The sequence below is a fragment of the Bradyrhizobium sp. genome (genome assembly GCF_049586575.1).
GTDB lineage: Bacteria > Pseudomonadota > Alphaproteobacteria > Rhizobiales > Xanthobacteraceae > Bradyrhizobium.
Window position 1 is genome coordinate 1 of record NZ_JBAVCF010000077.1, and the last position, 16,605, is coordinate 16,605.

16 protein-coding genes and 3 pseudogenes are annotated in these 16,605 nt (G+C 61.5%); 7 read left to right on the top strand and 12 right to left on the bottom strand.

Features of this window, described 5'->3' with window-relative positions; all coding sequences use genetic code 11:
• The 4 genes and pseudogenes from WB528_RS02345 to WB528_RS02360 all read left to right on the top strand — a co-directional run.
• Positions 1 to 515 (top strand): annotated as a pseudogene (locus WB528_RS02345) (DNA polymerase III subunit gamma/tau); the annotation flags it as partial.
• Positions 516 to 530: 15 nt separating this feature from the next.
• A pseudogene (locus WB528_RS02350) lies at positions 531 to 845 on the top strand (YbaB/EbfC family nucleoid-associated protein); the annotation flags it as partial.
• Positions 846 to 862: 17 nt separating this feature from the next.
• Complete coding sequence (gene recR, locus WB528_RS02355) at positions 863 to 1,468, top strand: recombination mediator RecR (protein WP_423886820.1); 606 nt, start codon at positions 863 to 865, stop codon at positions 1,466 to 1,468.
• A 187-nt stretch (positions 1,469 to 1,655) separates the two neighbouring features.
• Positions 1,656 to 2,102, top strand: coding sequence for a hypothetical protein (locus WB528_RS02360; protein WP_423886821.1), 447 nt, complete (start codon positions 1,656 to 1,658; stop codon positions 2,100 to 2,102).
• Positions 2,103 to 2,109: 7 nt separating this feature from the next.
• Here the strand turns inward: WB528_RS02360 and WB528_RS02365 are convergent, their stop codons facing one another.
• Together WB528_RS02365 and WB528_RS02370 are read right to left on the bottom strand one after the other, a co-directional pair.
• Positions 2,110 to 3,480 (bottom strand): AmpG family muropeptide MFS transporter, encoded by a 1,371-nt coding sequence (locus tag WB528_RS02365; RefSeq protein WP_423886822.1) that lies wholly within the window; start codon positions 3,478 to 3,480, stop codon positions 2,110 to 2,112.
• Between the two features lie 267 nt (positions 3,481 to 3,747).
• On the bottom strand, positions 3,748 to 4,953 hold the full coding sequence (locus WB528_RS02370) for a DNA recombination protein RmuC (RefSeq protein WP_423886823.1): 1,206 nt from the start codon (positions 4,951 to 4,953) through the stop codon (positions 3,748 to 3,750).
• A 188-nt stretch (positions 4,954 to 5,141) separates the two neighbouring features.
• Between WB528_RS02370 and def the strand changes: the two genes are divergently transcribed.
• From def to truA, 3 genes are all read left to right on the top strand, one after another.
• Positions 5,142 to 5,669 carry a peptide deformylase gene (gene def, locus WB528_RS02375; RefSeq protein ID WP_423886824.1) on the top strand — a complete coding sequence of 176 codons (528 nt, stop codon included), beginning with the start codon at positions 5,142 to 5,144 and terminating at the stop codon, positions 5,667 to 5,669.
• Positions 5,670 to 5,820: 151 nt separating this feature from the next.
• The gene (fmt, locus tag WB528_RS02380) at positions 5,821 to 6,753 is read left to right on the top strand and encodes a methionyl-tRNA formyltransferase (RefSeq protein ID WP_423886825.1); all 933 of its coding nucleotides are present in this window, start codon (positions 5,821 to 5,823) and stop codon (positions 6,751 to 6,753) included.
• A gap of 135 nt (positions 6,754 to 6,888) precedes the next feature.
• Complete coding sequence (truA, locus tag WB528_RS02385; RefSeq protein ID WP_423886826.1) at positions 6,889 to 7,626, top strand: tRNA pseudouridine(38-40) synthase TruA; 738 nt, start codon at positions 6,889 to 6,891, stop codon at positions 7,624 to 7,626.
• Here the strand turns inward: truA and WB528_RS02390 are convergent.
• The 10 genes and pseudogenes from WB528_RS02390 to rnpA form a co-directional block, all read right to left on the bottom strand.
• A pseudogene (locus WB528_RS02390) lies at positions 7,623 to 8,293 on the bottom strand (dihydrofolate reductase family protein). The gene truA and the pseudogene WB528_RS02390 sit on opposite strands and share 4 nt — an antisense overlap.
• 31 nt (positions 8,294 to 8,324) lie before the next feature.
• Positions 8,325 to 9,491 (bottom strand): succinyl-diaminopimelate desuccinylase, encoded by a 1,167-nt coding sequence (gene dapE / locus WB528_RS02395; RefSeq protein ID WP_423886827.1) that lies wholly within the window; start codon positions 9,489 to 9,491, stop codon positions 8,325 to 8,327.
• A 32-nt stretch (positions 9,492 to 9,523) separates the two neighbouring features.
• Positions 9,524 to 10,369 carry a 2,3,4,5-tetrahydropyridine-2,6-dicarboxylate N-succinyltransferase gene (dapD, locus tag WB528_RS02400; RefSeq protein ID WP_423886828.1) on the bottom strand — a complete coding sequence of 282 codons (846 nt, stop codon included), beginning with the start codon at positions 10,367 to 10,369 and terminating at the stop codon, positions 9,524 to 9,526.
• Positions 10,370 to 10,488: 119 nt separating this feature from the next.
• Positions 10,489 to 11,184 carry a pyrimidine 5'-nucleotidase gene (locus tag WB528_RS02405; protein ID WP_423886829.1) on the bottom strand — a complete coding sequence of 232 codons (696 nt, stop codon included), beginning with the start codon at positions 11,182 to 11,184 and terminating at the stop codon, positions 10,489 to 10,491.
• On the bottom strand, positions 11,181 to 12,200 hold the full coding sequence (locus WB528_RS02410) for a DUF1036 domain-containing protein (protein WP_423886830.1): 1,020 nt from the start codon (positions 12,198 to 12,200) through the stop codon (positions 11,181 to 11,183). Before WB528_RS02410 ends, WB528_RS02405 begins: the two co-directional genes overlap by 4 nt.
• The gene (gene argB, locus WB528_RS02415) at positions 12,200 to 13,096 is read right to left on the bottom strand and encodes an acetylglutamate kinase (RefSeq protein ID WP_423886831.1); all 897 of its coding nucleotides are present in this window, start codon (positions 13,094 to 13,096) and stop codon (positions 12,200 to 12,202) included. Before argB ends, WB528_RS02410 begins: the two co-directional genes overlap by 1 nt.
• 79 nt (positions 13,097 to 13,175) lie before the next feature.
• Positions 13,176 to 13,553: a DUF423 domain-containing protein gene (locus tag WB528_RS02420; RefSeq protein ID WP_423886832.1), complete on the bottom strand. Its 378-nt coding sequence runs from the start codon at positions 13,551 to 13,553 to the stop codon at positions 13,176 to 13,178.
• A 132-nt stretch (positions 13,554 to 13,685) separates the two neighbouring features.
• Entirely contained in the window at positions 13,686 to 14,333 is a 648-nt protein-coding gene (gene yihA, locus WB528_RS02425) for a ribosome biogenesis GTP-binding protein YihA/YsxC (protein WP_423886833.1), read from the bottom strand.
• A 149-nt stretch (positions 14,334 to 14,482) separates the two neighbouring features.
• The gene (gene yidC, locus WB528_RS02430; protein ID WP_423886834.1) at positions 14,483 to 16,354 is read right to left on the bottom strand and encodes a membrane protein insertase YidC; all 1,872 of its coding nucleotides are present in this window, start codon (positions 16,352 to 16,354) and stop codon (positions 14,483 to 14,485) included.
• The coding region (gene rnpA, locus WB528_RS02435) for a ribonuclease P protein component (RefSeq protein ID WP_423886835.1) at positions 16,351 to 16,605 on the bottom strand (255 nt) is incomplete at its 5' end. The genes rnpA and yidC, both read right to left, overlap by 4 nt.

Consider the following 16,605-nt stretch of genomic DNA (forward strand, 5'->3'; position numbering starts at 1 on the left):
CCCCGGCGCCGCGCGCCAGCAGCGCCGAGCCGTCGGTGCGGCCGCAGATGACGGCGCCTTCGCCCGACGTTCAAGGCGCGCCAGCGCGGCGGATCGCGAGCTTTCCCGAACTGGTGGCGCTTGCCGGCGAAAAACGCGATTTGCTGACCAAGGCCGCGCTGGAAGCCGATGTGCGGCTGGTTCGCATCGAGGATGGCCGGCTGGAGCTGGCGCTGGAGCGCAGCGCGGCGCGGACGCTGATCAACGATCTCTCGCGCAAGCTGGAACAATGGACGGGACGGCGCTGGACCGTGATCGTGTCCAACGAGGCGGGGCAGCAGACGCTGCGGGCGCAGAGCGAAGCCGCGAAGAACCAGCGCGAGCGCGCCGCTGAATCCGATCCGAGGGTGCAGGAAGTGCTGGCGCGATTCCCCGGCGCGAAAGTAGTCGAAGTACGCAGGCTTGCCGCCGAGCCGCCGGAATCCCATGCTGATGGTGATGACCTCGCCGATAGCGGCGATGGCGACGACGCGTAACGATTTCGAAAAGGAACGTCGATGGCTGACTTTCTCGGCATGATGAAGCAGGCGGCGCAGCTGCAATCGAAGATGCAGGCGATGCAGGAGGAACTCGGCAATGTGGAAGTCGAGGGCATGTCGGGCGGCGGACTGGTCAGCGTGCGGATGAACGCGAAGATGGAAGTCAAGGCCGTCAAGATCGATCCGTCGCTGTTAAAGCCCGAGGAGAGCGAAATCCTCGAGGACCTGCTGGTGACGGCGCTTGGCGATGCGCGGCGCAAGGCGGAGCTGGCGGTGGCCGAAAAAATGGCTGCGCTCGGTCTGCCGACCGGACTAGGTCTTGGCTAGTGGATATCGGCTGACACATGGCCACTGCGGTTGCCGGACCTGAAATCGAACGTCTGATCCAGTTGCTGGCGCGGTTGCCCGGACTGGGACCGCGTTCGGCTCGGCGCGCGGCGCTGCATCTGATCAAGAAGCGCGAGGCGTTGATGACGCCGTTGTCATCAGCGCTTCAGGTCGCGATCGACAAGATCCAGGTCTGCAAGACCTGCGGCAACATCGACACCCAAAATCCCTGCACGGTGTGCACCGACCCGCGGCGCGACCAATCGATCATCGTGGTGGTGGCCGATGTCGCCGATCTCTGGGCGCTGGAGCGCGCGCACGCCACGAGCGGCCTTTATCACGTTCTCGGCGCCACGCTGTCGCCGCTCGATGGCGTCGGCCCGCAGGACTTGACGATCGATGCGCTGGTCAGGCGCGCCCACGAGCCTCAAGTGACCGAAATCATCCTGGCGCTGAATGCTACCGTCGACGGCCAGACCACCGCGCATTACATCACCGACCTCCTCCAAGAAGCCAATGTAAGGGTCACGCGGTTGGCCCACGGCGTGCCGGTCGGCGGCGAACTCGATTATCTCGACGAGGGCACGTTGTCGGCGGCGATGCGGCAGCGAACCCTGTTTTAGCCAACTGGTGGTCCGATTCCAACATTCGCATCCCTTCTCAGGGCCTCACTTCTGCGAATGTTAGAATCAGAGGGCCACTAGCAAATATAGTTTGCAGTGGGGTTCAGGATTTGACATTCGCTTTACGAACTCGTGGTGAGGTGGATAGCGAATGTCAAATCCACTCCACTAGACGGAAAAGATCAAAATGACGAAACGAGGATTCGGCAGGCAACTCGCTTTGTGCGCTGTCATTGCAGGGGTAATGGCGTTGCCAGCAGCCCGGGCGCAACAGGACGTGCCTGCGCCGCCCGCTGTCGATAACAAGCCGGGCACCTTGATTAAAACCGGTGATGTCCTGTCGGGAGAGCTCAATGCCTTGCGTGGCCGCGGCGGCAAGAAAGGCAAGCGCACGGCGACCTACCAGCTCACCAGCCAGCCGCACCGGCTGCCGCCGCCTGGCGGCCTTTGCGGTCTTGAAACCGGCCCGGAGACGTTTCAGATCGTCACGAACAGCGACGCCCAGGCTGCGCAGCTGAAAGGCTTTGTCGGCAGGGAAGTTTCGGTCCGGGTTGGCGAAATCGCCTGCGCCGAAGATGCCGGCGAGATGAGCGAAGCCATCGTCTCCAAATGGAGCGTGATGACCAAACGTTAAAGGGCCGCTAAACCTTCACCGACCCAAGTGCGGCGAAATGCCCGCGTCGTTGCAGCCATGCCAGCAGGATGAAGCTCGGCACCGCAACCACGACACAGATCGCAAAAAATAGCGGCCATCCGGTCGCCTTCGCCACGAAGCCTGCGCCCGATGAGAGATAAGTGCGCCCGACCGCGGCAAGGGCGGTGAGCAGCGCGTATTGCGTCGCGGTGTGAAGCGGATTTCGGCACAGCGCCGAGAGGTAAGCGACAAAGATCACGGTGCCGATGGCGCTGGTGAAGTTTTCGGCCGTGATCGCCAGCACCAGTGCCCAATGGTTGACACCGACCAAAGCCAGCCAGGAGAACGACAGATTGGCGATGGCCTGGAGCGTGCCGCCAATCCACAAGCTCGCCGCGAGCGAGTAACGCCGCGCCACGAAGCCACCGGCAAAGCCGCCGATTAGCGTGGCGGCGAGGCCAACGCCCTTGACGATCGCGGCATAATCGTTGCGGGAAAAGCCGAGATCGATCACGAACGGCGCGGTCATGGTGCCGGAAAAGGCGTCGGTGAACTTGAACAGCACCACGAACGCCAGCGCCGCGAACGCATCCTTGCGGACCAGAAATTCGGAGAATGCGCCAGCTGCCGCGCGTACGACGCGGACGAAGGCCGTTTCGGTGCTGGTCGCCGCTTCCGCGCGCACCGATTGTTCGGGCTCGGTGGCTACGAGCGCGGTGGCGGTGCCGATCAGCACCAGCGCAGCCATGGTCACGTAGCCCCACATCCAGGCTGACAAGCGCGTAGTGCCGGTGCCTTCATAGGCGCTGACGAGAAACAGCGCACCGGCGGTCGAAACCAGCATGCCAATCCGATAGGCCGCGACATAGGCGGCCATGCCGGCGGCCTGCTCGCTTTCAGGCAGGCTCTCGACGCGAAAGGCGTCGACCACAATGTCCTGTGTCGAGGACATCGCCGCTACCAGCAGTGCGGCAAGCGCTACGAAAGCAGGCGACCGCGCGGGGTCGGTGAGGGCAAGCAGTAGAACGGATGCGATCAGCAGCAACTGCGAACACACGAGCCAGCCGCGGCGGCGACCAAAAGCTCGTGTAAAAAATGGCACGTGCAGCGCATCGACCAACGGCGCCCAGAGGAATTTCAACGTGTAGGGAGTGCCGACGAGCGCAAACAGCCCGATGGTGCCAAGGTCGACGCCGGACTCGCGCATCCAGATCAAAAGCGTCGATCCCGACAGCGCCAGCGGCAGGCCGGACGAAAAGCCGAGGAACAGCACGATCAGCACGCGGCGCTTGAGATAGACGGCGAGGCCATCGCGCCATGAAGATGGCTGTCCGCCGGCGGACGAGCCTGTTTCGGACGCGGTGTCAGGAGAGGCCATAAATACCTTGGTAGCAGATTCGAAGAAAGGCTGTCGTCGCCCGGCTTGACCGGGCGACCCAGTTATTTTTCCGTGAAGCCTTCCGTCGACTTGGACTTATGTTTGTAGACGCGTCGGATAAGATCTGGTTACGCCCACATAGAGCGTGCCGCCTACGCGGCTGGTGAGAATGTAAATGTAATAACTGTGTGTCCCCAGCGGCCGTCTCCGGAATGCTGGATCGCCGGTCAAGCCGGGCGATGACGATAGCATCTGTGGGGTTGGTCCCTACTCCCCCGCCTGCAGCTTGCGCGGTAGCGGGAATAGTTCGCCCGCGCTCGGCTTGACCAGTCGCGGCGACTCGGCCGGCGCTTCCTTGCTGAAATCGAGTTCTTCGATCCGGCCCGCCCGCTTTTCGATCTTGTCGGCGGAAATCAGGATTTGCCGGACGTCCTCGTTGGCATCGGCAAAGTGCTTTTGCAATTTGAGCACGCGCTCACGTAACCGCCCAAGGTCGTCGCCGAGATTGAGCACTTCGGTTCTGATCTGATCGGCAGCATCGCGCATCCGTGCGTCTTTCAGGATTTGCTGCATCACCTGGATCGCAAGCATCAAAAGCGATGGCGATACCAGCACGACGCGGGCGCGATAGGCCTTCTGGATCACATCGTCGAAGCGGTCGTGAATTTCGGCGTAAACCGATTCCGACGGCACGAACATCAGCGCGGTATCCTGGGTCTCGCCGGCGATAAGGTATTTTTCGGCGATGTCGCTGACATGCTTCATCACGTCCGCGCGCAGCCTTTGCGTCGCGATTTTCTTTTCTTCGTCGCTTCGTGCGTCGTGCAGTGCGGTGATGGCCTCCAGTGGAAATTTCGCGTCGATGCAGAGCGGACGCTGGTCGGGCAGGAACACCACGCAATCCGGCCGCTTGCCGCTCGAAAGCGTGTGCTGGAATTCGTAAGCGCCTTTCGGCATGCCATCCTGGACGATCGCTTCCATGCGCGCCTGGCCGAAGGCGCCGCGCGACTGCTTGTTGGCGAGCACGTCGCGAAGCGTCGTGACCTGTGACGTCAGGTCGGTGAGATTTTTGTGCGCGTTGTCGATAATGCCGAGCCGCTCGTGCAGCACGCGCAGCGAATCCATGGTGTTTCGCGTGGTCTGCTCCATCGACTGACCAACACGATGGGTCACCGAGTCGAGCCGTTCGGTGACGGCGCGGGCCATTTCGGCCTGCCGTCCGGCCAAAGCCTGCCCCATCGCATCGACGCGGCCGGTCGCTTCGCTTTGGGCGCGCAGCATTTCGCCCAGGCGCTCTTCAAGTTCGTCGGCGCGGATTGCCTGCGCCATCGCCAACTCCGCCCCGCGGCGGCCGGAGCGCGCGATCACGACGGCGATGACGAGCAACAGTAGCAAAGCGAGCGCACCGAACCCGATTAGCGCGTCGCCGGTGCGGATCGGCATGGTGCCGATCATGAAAAGGATTTCGTTCATGCCGCCCTTGTAGCCGATTCGGCCTTGAATTCGAACGAAGGGGGAACATTTATGGCTAATAGCGGGTAAATTTTTATGGTTAATACTTTCTCAAAAAACATGGTTAAGCCGGGGTAAATGCGCGGCGGGTCACATTGACCCCTGCAGATCAGCGGCTTAAATCGCGCGCCAGCGCTTCAAGAGACATCATGGCCCTAAGAGAAATCATCATTCTTCCAGACAAGCAGCTGCGTCGGGTCTCCAAGCTGATCGAAAAGGTCACGCTTGAGATCCGCAAGCTCGCCGACGACATGTTCGAGACCATGTATGACGCGCCGGGCATCGGCTTGGCCGCGATCCAGGTCGCGCAACCGTTGCGGCTGATCACCATGGATCTCGCCAAGAAGAACGAAGAGGGCGAAATCAACCCGCAGCCGCGGGTCTTCATCAATCCGGAGATTTTATCCTCCTCGGAGGAGATGGCGATCTACGAGGAAGGTTGCCTGTCGATCCCCGAATATTACGAGGAGGTCGAACGGCCGGCGAAAGTGCGGGTGCGGTTTGCCGACCTTGACGGCAAGGTGCATGAGGAAGAGGCCGAAGGGCTTTATGCCACCTGTATCCAGCATGAGATCGACCATCTCAACGGCGTGCTGTTCGTCGACTATCTGTCGAAGCTCAAGCGCGACCGCGTGCTGAAGAAGTTTACCAAGGCCGCCAAGCGCGCCGGAGAGTAATGGATATGAACAGCGCCGCTCGCTCGATCTGCTCTCTCCCCCCTTGCGGGGGAGAGGTGGAGAGGGGGATATCACGAGCCCCGTGCTTGAGGTTTACCCCCCTCCCTAACCCTCCCCCACAGGGGGAGAGGGAACACAGCGAGGGCGCCTGATGTCTCTTCGCCTGATCTTCATGGGCACGCCGATGTTTGCGGTGCCGACGCTGCGCGTGCTCCATGACGAACATGAAATCGTGGCCGTGTACACCCGCGCGCCGAAGCCTGGCGGACGCCGGGGCCTGGAATTGCAACCAACACACGTTGGGCTGGAAGCGCATCACCTTGGCATCCCGGTACTGACACCCAGCACCCTAAAGACGCCGGAGGCGCTCGACCAGTTTCGTGCGCACAACGCGGATGCCGCGGTCGTCGTCGCCTATGGCATGATCTTGCCGCAGGCGATTCTGGATGCGCCGAGACTCGGCTGCTTCAACCTTCACGCCTCGCTGTTGCCGCGCTGGCGCGGAGCCGCACCGATCAACCGCGCCATCATGGAGGGCGATGCCAAGAGCGGCGTGATGGTGATGAAGATGGATGCCGGCCTCGACACCGGCGACATCGCTTTGAGTGAGTCTGTCGAAATCACGGACGAGACGACTGAAGTAAGGTTGCGTTGCTATCTGGGGGGTGCCGGGGCAAGGCTCATGCAGCAAGCGATGCGTGATTTGGAACGCGGTACGCTGCAATTGACGCCGCAGCCCAGCGAAGGCGTCACCTATGCCGCCAAGATCAACAAAGCCGAAGCGCGCATTGACTGGAACAGACCAGCCCACGAGGTGCTGCGCCATATTCACGGATTGTCGCCGTTCCCTGGCGCCTGGTGTGAGATACCCCTCGAAGGCGCGCCCCAACGCATGAAGATTCTGCTTTGTGAAATGGCTTCCGGATCCGGCGAACCCGGCGCCGTGCTGGACGCCCGCCTTACGATCGCCTGCGCGCAAGGTGCGTTGCGTATCATCGAATTGCAGCGGGCCGGCAAGCAGCCGATGAAGGCGGACGAATTCCTGCGCGGCACGCCGTTGAAGCCCCCGGCGCGGCTAAGCTGACGCGGCTCACGCAACACTGTGATACCCCGCGAAGGCGGGGTATCCAGTACGCTGTCGCGTTTGAAGTTGAACCGAGGCGTCTCGGAATACTGGATCATCCGCCTTCGCGGGTGATGACGACTATTTTGGATTGCTATGCCCCGTTACAAACTCATCATCGAATATGACGGCGCGCCGTTCTCGGGTTGGCAGATTCAGGACAACGGCCCTTCGGTGCAGGGCGCGCTGGAAGCCGCGGTCAAGGCGATCTGCGGCGAAGAGGTCCGCGTTCATGGTGCCGGTCGCACCGACGCTGGCGTGCATGCGCTCGGCCAGGTGGCGCATTGCGATATCGCCAAGCATTTCGTGCCGGGCCGGTTTCGCGACGGGCTGAATGCGCATTTACGGCCGCACCCGATCGGCGTTTTATCGGCGGACATCGTACCGGACGATTTCGAGGCGAGATTTTCCGCCAAGAAGCGCCACTACCGTTACCGGATCAAAAACACCCGCGCCAATCTCGCGATCGACATCGGCCACGCCTGGCGGCTGCCGCGGCCGCTCAATACCGATGCAATGCATACGGCCGCGCAGCGGCTGGTCGGCAAGTACGATTTCACCACCTTTCGCGATACCGAATGCCAGGCGAAATCGCCGGTACGAACGCTCGATCAGCTCGATGTTATCAGAGATGGCAATGAGGTCGATATCCTGACATCGGCTCGCTCGTTCCTGCACAGCCAGGTGCGCTCGATGGTGGGATCGCTGGTGTGGGTCGGCGAGGGCCGCTGGAGCGCCGACGATCTGGCCGCTGCGCTTGATGCCCGCAACCGCACCGCCTGCGGCCCGGTCGCGCCGCCGGATGGGCTTTATCTGGTGCGGGTGGATTACTAGGCGGCTGACGCCTTGCGGATGACGACGTGCATCGCATTCTCCGTAGAGACATGTTCGGTGCACTCGTAACCAAGGCTCGTCAGATCGACGCCTGCGAGAAGATTCTCGCCCGATCCGATCAATGTCGGCGAGATCGCCAGATGCAATTCGTCGACGAGGCGGGCGCGCAGATATTGCCGGATGGTCGCAACGCCGCCACCCAACCTGATGTCCTTGCCGGCGGCCGACTGTTGCGCCTTCTCAAGCGCCGCCTCGATTCCGTTGGTCACGAAATGGAAGACCGTGCCGCCGTTCATGCTGATCGGCGGGCGGGCGTGATGGGTCAGTACGAAGACGTCGCAATGATAGGGCGGCTCCTCGCCCACCAGCCCTTCCATTGATCATCCGGCCACGGCCCACGCACCGGACCGAACATATTGCGGCCCAGTATCCACGCGCCGATGTTGACGACACCGCGCTTCGCAAAATCGTCATCAGGACCCTCGGTGCCGCCATCCTTTCCGAACAGCTTTTTCTGGAATGTGCGCGTTGGCAATACCCATTGATGCAGGACCATTCCATCGACGCCCATCGGATTGTTGATGTCTTGGTTCGCGCCGGCCCCGAAACCATCAGCGGAGACGCCGAAGCAGCGCACCACCAGTCTGCCTTTGGAAGAACTATTCATGAGACACTCCTGGAGTCTTGATAGCGGCGCGTCAGGCGAAATACCTGTCCAAAATCCCGCGATAGATCTGTGTCAGCTTTTCGATATCAGTCACCGACGCGCGCTCGTCGATCTGGTGCATGGTCTGGCCGACGAGGCCGAACTCGATCACGGGACAGTAGCTCGCAATGAAGCGGGCGTCGGAAGTGCCGCCGCTGGTGCTCAATTCCGGCTTGCGGCCGGTGACCTCCTCGATCGCGGCAACCGCAAGGTTGGTGAAGTCGCCGGGCCTGGTCACGAATACATTGGAGTTGGACGGCTCCCACGCGATGTGCGCCTTTATCCGGTTGCCGGCGGCCTTGGCTAGCCGCGCCTCAACCAGTTCACGCAACGAAGCCTGTGTGTGCAGGTCGTTGAAGCGGATATTGAATTTGGCGCGCGCCTGTCCTGGAATCACATTGTTCGTCGAATTGCCAACATCGACGGATGTGAATTCGAGATTTGAGGCCTGAAACTGCGCGCTGCCGTGATCGAGCGGCTCATCACTGAGTGCCAGGATCAGCCGCGAAATATCCGGCACCGGGTTCGATGCGCGATGCGGATAGGCGACGTGACCCTGAATGCCGTCGACATAGAGCGTGCCGGACTGCGAGCCACGGCGGCCGATCTTGATGCAATCGCCCAATGTATCGACATTGGAAGGCTCGCCAAGCACGCAATGATCGAATTTCTCACCGCGCGCGGCAGCCCATTGCAGCAGCTTGACTGTGCCGTTGACGGAAATGTCTTCTTCGTCGCCGGTGATGATAAAGGAGATCGAGCCCTTGCCGTCCTCTCGTGGCTTGCCGCCATGATCGGCCAGATATTGCAGCACCGCCGCGGCGCTGCAGGCAATACCTCCCTTCATGTCGACGGCGCCACGGCCGTAGATAAAGCCGTCTTTTATCTCGCCCGAAAACGCTCCCAGTGTCCAAGCGGATTCGTCGCCGGGGGGCACCACGTCGGTATGGCCTGCGAAGCTGATGTGTGGCGCTTCGCTTCCGATCCGGGCGTAAAGGTTGTGGACATCGGCGGTACCCGGTTCACTGAAAGTGACGCGGTGGGTTTCGAAGCCGGCGCCTTTCAGGAGTTTTTCCAGAACACCGAGCGCGCCGGCATCGATCGGAGTTATCGAGCGGCAGCGAACGAGATCGCGGGTAATCGAGAGAGCATCAGTCATGTCTCCGCATAACACGCGGTTCCGTCGAAGGGCTAGTCCCGCAGCAATTCGTTAATGCTGGTCTTGGCGCGGGTGCGCTCGTCGACCCGCTTGACGATCACGGCGCAGGCGGTGGCCGGGCCGGGCTGGCCGTTCCTGAGCGGTTTCGGCGGTAGGGTGCCGGGCACCACAACGGCATATTCCGGCACTTCGCCGATAAAAGTCTCGCCGGTTTCGCGATCGACGATCTTGGTGGAGGCGCCGAGGAAGACGCCCATCGCCAGCACCGCGCCCCTGCGTACGATCACGCCTTCGGCGACTTCCGAACGCGCGCCGATAAAGCAATCGTCCTCGACGATCACGGGCTCGGCCTGCAGTGGCTCCAGCACGCCGCCGATGCCGACCCCACCGGAGATATGCACGCGCTTGCCGATCTGGGCGCAGGAGCCGACGGTGGACCATGTGTCGATCATGGTCGCTTCATCGACATAGGCGCCGAGATTGACGAAGGAGGGCATCAAAACGACGTTCCGCGCAATGAAGGCCGAGCGGCGGACGATAGCGCCCGGCACCGCGCGAAAGCCGGCATCACGAAAGCGATTTTCGCCCCAGCCCTCGAACTTTGACGGCACCTTATCCCACCAGCACGCCTTGCCCGGACCGCCGGCAATAGCGCTCATATCGTTCAACCGGAACGACAGCAGCACCGCCTTCTTCAGCCACTGATGCACCGTCCATTTGCCGTTTCCCTCGCGCTCGGCCACCCGCGCTTCGCCCTTGTCCAAAAGGTCAAGCGCACGATCGACGGCGTCGCGGACCTCGCCTTTGGTCGCGGACGAGATGCCCTCACGGGCGTCGAACGCGGCGTTGATGGTGGATTCGAGGGCAGCAGCAGACATCATTTATCCTTGGACAGTGCTTGGCCGGTTGTTACGGAGCTTTTTCGGGATTTGAGGCACGAGAGTCAAGGCGGCTAGGCGCTTCGCCATGCGCCCGCTCCCAACCGCCCGTCGAGGGACTATGATTTCACCAGCCCTTCCAAAAATCCCGTCAGATCGTCAGTGACGTGATCGACATACGGAGCGCCGCGGCCCTCCAACTCCCAGTCTTCGCGCACGACTTCCCTTGTGCCGTCGGGTACGACCAGAACGGTGGTCATGCCGAGCTCGTAGGGGACGACCAGATTGCGCGCCAGATCCTCAAACATCGCCGCTTTGGCAGGATCGACGTGATGATCCCCAAGGAATTTGCGATAGGTCTGCGGCGCCGGTTTGGGCTCCAGATTGGCGGCGATGATGTCGAATACCGCCTCGAAATGCCCAGCCAGGCCAAGCCGCTTCAGAACGGCCTCGGCATGGTCGGTCGAGCCGTTGGTCAGGATCAGCTTTCGTCCCGGTAGCCTGGCGATCGCCGCGCCCATCTCCGGATCAGGCTCCAGAGGCGAATGATCGATCTGATGCACGTAGGCAAGGTAGTCGTCGGCGCGCACGCCGTGCTCGGTCATCATGCCGCGCATGCTGGTGCCATAGCGGCGGTAATAGTCCTTCTGGATGACGCGCGCTTTCTCTTCCGAAATTTTCAGGTAGGCGGCGATGAATTCGCCGATCCGCTGGTCGACCTGCTGCCAAAGATTGACGTGGTGCGGGTACAGCGTGTTGTCGAGATCGAACACCCAGGTGTCGACATGATGGAAGGAGCGCTTTGCGGTCATCATGGCATCGCAAAGCGCAGCGTCTTGCCGCCGTTTGACATATCGACGGCGGCAAATCCTGTTGTGGAGAAGCCGCGATTGCCGCACTCGCTTTGTTCGTTGATCTCGAATTTGCTCTCGCGCGTGCAAAGCCGGGTATCGCCGCCCCAGTTCAGCGGCTTGTCCTTGAAGCGGATGGTGCGATTTTCGGCATCGACGGCTTCCGCGAAACTGAGGATGCGCCTGGGCTGGCCGGTTACGTCGGGATGCAGGCACTTGCCGGGTTCGATGCGATACCACCCGCGGCTGACTACCGTCTTGCCGTCGTCTGTCGCAACGGCAGCCATCACCTTGTGCGGCGTGTCGTTGCACCAGGTGAGACCGGGGGAAGAGGGCGCCTGCACGGCCTCGACCATGGTGGTGAAGAAATTCGGTGACTGCGCGAAGTCCGGCGCCAGTCCACGGCTTTTCAGGAAGGCCGCCAGAGCGGCTTGTGTCTTGGGGCCGTCGACGCCGTCGATCGGCGAAGCATCGAAACCTGCAATCACCAATAGCCGCTGAATGCCGGCGAGGCGCGCCTGGTCGTCATCGTATTCGCTGTCTTCGGCGAGATAAGCCACCAGGTTGCCGTCGTCGGCGCGGGTCGGGTTGATCTGTGTGAATGGCGCCGGCGTCTGTCCCGTCCGGCACTGACGGGCGGCGGCGATGACGAAATTGTCGGAAGCAACGCAAAGGGTGTCACTGCCGTTCCGCGGAAGCGGTGACGCGCCGTAGACCCCAAGCGCACGGGCATTGAGCAGGACGCGGTCGGCCGTCAGCGTTCCCTGCAGGACCACACGGCACGCCGCCGGATCAATACGAAACCATCCACGGGTCGCGGTTGTGGATTTTTCGTCGATGCCGATCGCCGCCTCGATCACATAACTCATGCGGTTGCAGAGCTTCAGGTCGGCATGGGCCGGCGTGGTGCCGGCAAACAGGGCGATGACCGGAACAAGTCCGGCGACGATGCGCCTCAGTTGCGTGATCCCGCCCATCATCACTTGTGGATCAGCGTGCCCGTGCCCCGGTTGGTGAACAGTTCGAGCAAGACGGCATGCGGTTGCTTGCCGTCGATGATGACGACGCCCTGAACGCCCTGCTCGAGCGCGTAGATGCAGGTTTCGACTTTCGGAATCATTCCGCCGGAAATCGTGCCTTCGGCGATCAGCTTGCGCGCGTCCTTGATCGAAAGGTCGGGGATCAGCTTCTTCGATTTGTCGAGAACGCCGGGCACGTCGGTCAAGAGCAACAACCGCTTGGCCTTGAGCGCGCCCGCGACCGCGCCGGCAAAGGTATCTGCATTGACATTGAAAGTCTGGCCGGTTTTTGACGTCGCCAGCGGCGCCAGCACCGGAATCAGCTCATAGCCGATGATCTGGTTCAACAGCGTCAGGTCGACCTTTTCCGGTTCGCCGACGAAGCCGAGGTCGACCACTTTCTCGATATGCGAATCCGGATCGACCATCGTGCGCGTCGCCTTCGACGCCGTCACCATGTTGCCGTCCTTGCCGCACAGGCCGACGGCCTTGCCGCCGGCTTCGTTGATGTAGCCGACGAGCTGCTTGTTGATCGAGCCCGCCAGCACCATCTCGACGATCTCGATGGTCGCGGCGTCGGTGATGCGAAGGCCTGCGGCGAATTCCGATTGAATGCCGAGTCTCTTCAGCATGGCCGCAATTTGCGGGCCGCCGCCATGCACCACCACCGGATTGATCGCGGTCTGCTCCAGAAGCACGATATCGCGGGCAAAGGCCTTGGCGACATCCTCGGCGCCCATGGCGTGGCCGCCATATTTGATGACGATCGTCTCTTCGTCATATTCCTGCATATGCGGCAGCGCTTCCGAAAGGATGCGGGCCTGTTCGAGCGGAGTGATGGAAGACGCGTCGTTCATGAAGCCTTCTCTGGCCTGGATGCGGATGATCTTCTATCCGATTGACGCGCGCCGCGCAAAGCGGATGCGGGAGCCGTTTTTAGCCTCGCCGGGGCCATGCAGCGGCAACGGCCAGCACCAGCCAGCTTGCGATCAAAAGCGTGCCGCCGGTCGGCGCGGCCAAAGGAAACAGGCTATGCCCGGCAAAATGCCGCAAGGTTAAATCGCCGGCGAACAGCGCGGATGCGACCACAAAGCCGAAGGCGGCGGCAAGGGCGCCTCTGGCGGATACGACGCCGCGCTCGGCCAGTGCTACGGCAGCGAGGACGGCGGTCGCGTGAAATAACAGCATCGAGGATGCCGGCAGCAGCCGCGTAGCGTCGCTCTGATGGGCGGCGACCGCCGCCAGGATCACGCCATCGGCGCCCATGATACCGGCGAGGATAACGAGGATCCGATACAGCGGGATTTTGCTCATCGCCAGTGCCCACTTTCCGAAGTTCGTGTACCACTTCAGCACCCACCTTTCACGAACTTCGGAAAGTCTTGGGCACTAGCAAATCTATTAATTCTAGTGGTCCTTTGATTCTAACTTAGAATCAAAGGGCCACTAGCGTTCTCCGAGAAGGCGCACCAAGGCGGCTCGCAGTTCCGGAATTCCCGCAGCCGTTTGCGAGGAGGTCGCAAGCACGTCCGGAAAGGCGGCCGGGTGGGTTGAAAGCGACGCCTTCACGTCGTTGATGCGTTGCTCCAGTTCGGCCGGCTTGACCTGGTCGGCCTTGGTCAGGACGACCTGATAGCTGACCGCCGATCGGTCAAGCGTCTTGAACACGTCGAGATCGACGTCTTTCAATCCGTGCCGGGCATCGATCAGCACGTAGACCCGTGCGAGATTGCTGCGGCCCTGGAGATATTTGTGGATCAGCGCGGTCCACGATGCGACCTTGGCTTTGGGCGCCGAGGCGTAGCCATAGCCGGGCATGTCGACCAGCCGCAGGCCGGAATGCTCGGGACCTTCGAAGAAGATCAGTTCCTGGGTGCGGCCCGGCGTGCTCGACGTCCGCGCCAATGCGTTGCGGCCGGTCAGCGCGTTGATCAGGCTCGATTTGCCAACGTTGGAGCGGCCGGCAAAGGCGACCTCCACGCCCGCCATCGGCGGCAACGTCTCGATCGAGGGCGACGCCCAGATAAACCTGAATTCGCCGGCGAATAATTTGCGGCCCTGCTCGATTGGCTTCGCATCTGATGCGGTAGTCATGCGAAGTCTTTCATGTTCCTCATCGCGAGGAGCCAACGGGGCCGTGCAGAACGCGGCCCGATGACAGGCTTCGCAACGGAGCGATCCAGTTGTTTTTCAAAATCTGGATCGCTTCGCTCGCGCTCGCGGGTCCTGATGCGCGGCCCCGGTCAGGTCTTCGATTCGGCCTTCTTGGAGAAGAACGTCGATTTCAGGTTGTCGAACAGCTCCACCTTGACGCCATTGCGGCGCATGATCAGGCTTTGCTGCAAGACCGAGAGCAGATTGTTCCACGCCCAGTAGATCACGAGCCCAGCCGGGAATCCCGAAAGCATGAAGGTGAAGATCAGCGGCATCCAGCTGAAGATCATCTGCTGGGTCGGGTCGGGCGGCGTCGGGTTGAGCTTGAACTGGAACCACATCGTGATGCCCATGATGATCGGCCACACCCCAAGCGCGAGATAATGTCCGAACATCGGCAGCTGCGTCGGGTCGTAGTGCAAAAGGCCGAACAGCGTGAAAAGGTTGGTCGGGTCGGGCGCCGACAGATCCTTGATCCAGCCGTAGAACGGCGCGTGCCGCATTTCGATGGTGACGAACAGCACCTTGTAGAGCGAGAAGAACACCGGAATCTGCAAGGCAACGGGAAGACAACAGGCGATCGGGTTGATCTTCTCCTTCTTGTAGATCTCCATCATCTCCTGCTGTTGCTTCACCTTGTCGTCGGGATAGCGCTCCTTCAGCGCGGCCAGTTGCGGCTGCACCGACTTCATCTTCGCCATCGAGGCGTAGGACTTGTTGGCGAGCGGGAAGAACGCAAGTTTGACCAGCACCGTCACCAGCAGGATCGAGATGCCGAAATTGCCGAACAGGTGATAGAAGAAGTCGAGCGCCAGGAACATCGGCTTGGTGATGAAGTAGAACATGCCCCAATCGATCAGAAGATCGAAATGGTTCAGTTCAAGCTGTCGGTTATAGCCGTCGAGACCGCCGATCGGAAAATTGATGCCGACGACACTGGCTTCCTTGGCGCCGGCGAACAACCGCGTGCTGGCGCTGCCGGTGCCGCCGATCGCAATGGTCTGCGCATCCTCAAGATAGTCGGTCTGGTAGGTGCGGACGTTGTTGACGAGGTTAGACGAATAGCGCGCCAGCAATTGCGCACGGGTGTCCGGCAACAGCGCGGAGGCCCAGTATTTGTCGGTGATGCCAAGCCAGCCATTGGTGACCTTGAACTCGACCTTCGCGGCCTCGTCGATCTTCTTGTAGGTATATTCCTGGAGGCCTTTATCACCGAGATAGCCGATCAGGCCTTCGTGCAGAATGTAATAGCCCGAGACCTTCGGCGCGCCGTGCCGCGAGATCAGCGCGTACGGATAAAGCGTGACCGGAGCGCTGCCGACATTGGTCACGTCGTCCTTGACGGTGAAGAGATATCGGTCGTCGATCGCGATGGTGCGGCGGAAGGTGAGTCCGTCGCCATTGTCATATTTCAGCGTCACCGGATGATTCGGCGTCAGGCTGCCGGTGCCGTCCTGTTGCCAGACCGTGTTCTGGTCAGGCAGCTTCACCGAAGAGCCGCTGCCGGGGACCCAGCCGAATTCCGCGTAATAAGGTTCTTCCGTGCCCGAAGGCGAATACAGCACGATCGGCGGCGAGGCCGGATCGACGGTTTCGCGGAATTGCACCAGCGACAGATCGTCGATGCGGGCGCCCTTCAGCGAAATACTGCCGGAAACACGCGGGCTTTCGATCTTGACGCGGGGCGTGGCGGCAATCGCGGCTTCACGGCTGACCGGGGCGACCGAGCCGGACTGAACGGTCGCGGGAGCGTTGGCCGACGGCGCGGGCGTTGCGTTCTGCGGGGCTGCGGTGTTGGCGGCATCCTGCGCCGGCTTTGTCGTGGTCGTCTGGCTCTGGCTTTGTGCGACCTGTGCGGCGCGCTGCTTTTCCATCTGCGGAATGTTGAAGAAATACTGCCAGCCGAGCAGCACGAGCCCGGAAAGAATGACGGCGAGAATGGTGTTGCGGCTGTCGGTCATCGTTCAGGTCTCGTCATTCTTTTCGGTTGCGGCGCGTCGAGGCGATGCAGCGCCTGGCGGAGATCGCCGAGCATGCTGGAGAATCCACACGTCAGGGCGGCCCGACGGCCGATTAGCACATAATCACTGTGCGGTTGCAGCGATATGGCAGGTAGCCGTTTTACCAATTCCCGAAGCCTGCGCCGGATACGGTTGCGCTCGGTCGCGGTTCCATTCTTCTTGGTGACGGTGAAACCGACCCGGACCGGGCC

What these genes read in the sequence shown, in the direction of transcription:
- recR (WP_423886820.1), top strand. Translation starts at nt 863, where the DNA reads ATGGCCACTGCGGTTGCCGGACCTGAAATCGAACGTCTGATCCAGTTG.
- WB528_RS02360 (WP_423886821.1), top strand. Translation starts at nt 1,656, where the DNA reads ATGACGAAACGAGGATTCGGCAGGCAACTCGCTTTGTGCGCTGTCATT.
- WB528_RS02365 (WP_423886822.1), bottom strand. Translation starts at nt 3,480, where the DNA reads ATGGCCTCTCCTGACACCGCGTCCGAAACAGGCTCGTCCGCCGGCGGA.
- WB528_RS02370 (WP_423886823.1), bottom strand. Translation starts at nt 4,953, where the DNA reads ATGAACGAAATCCTTTTCATGATCGGCACCATGCCGATCCGCACCGGC.
- def (WP_423886824.1), top strand. Translation starts at nt 5,142, where the DNA reads ATGGCCCTAAGAGAAATCATCATTCTTCCAGACAAGCAGCTGCGTCGG.
- fmt (WP_423886825.1), top strand. Translation starts at nt 5,821, where the DNA reads ATGTCTCTTCGCCTGATCTTCATGGGCACGCCGATGTTTGCGGTGCCG.
- truA (WP_423886826.1), top strand. Translation starts at nt 6,889, where the DNA reads ATGCCCCGTTACAAACTCATCATCGAATATGACGGCGCGCCGTTCTCG.
- dapE (WP_423886827.1), bottom strand. Translation starts at nt 9,491, where the DNA reads ATGACTGATGCTCTCTCGATTACCCGCGATCTCGTTCGCTGCCGCTCG.
- dapD (WP_423886828.1), bottom strand. Translation starts at nt 10,369, where the DNA reads ATGTCTGCTGCTGCCCTCGAATCCACCATCAACGCCGCGTTCGACGCC.
- WB528_RS02405 (WP_423886829.1), bottom strand. Translation starts at nt 11,184, where the DNA reads ATGATGACCGCAAAGCGCTCCTTCCATCATGTCGACACCTGGGTGTTC.
- WB528_RS02410 (WP_423886830.1), bottom strand. Translation starts at nt 12,200, where the DNA reads ATGATGGGCGGGATCACGCAACTGAGGCGCATCGTCGCCGGACTTGTT.
- argB (WP_423886831.1), bottom strand. Translation starts at nt 13,096, where the DNA reads ATGAACGACGCGTCTTCCATCACTCCGCTCGAACAGGCCCGCATCCTT.
- WB528_RS02420 (WP_423886832.1), bottom strand. Translation starts at nt 13,553, where the DNA reads ATGAGCAAAATCCCGCTGTATCGGATCCTCGTTATCCTCGCCGGTATC.
- yihA (WP_423886833.1), bottom strand. Translation starts at nt 14,333, where the DNA reads ATGACTACCGCATCAGATGCGAAGCCAATCGAGCAGGGCCGCAAATTA.
- yidC (WP_423886834.1), bottom strand. Translation starts at nt 16,354, where the DNA reads ATGACCGACAGCCGCAACACCATTCTCGCCGTCATTCTTTCCGGGCTC.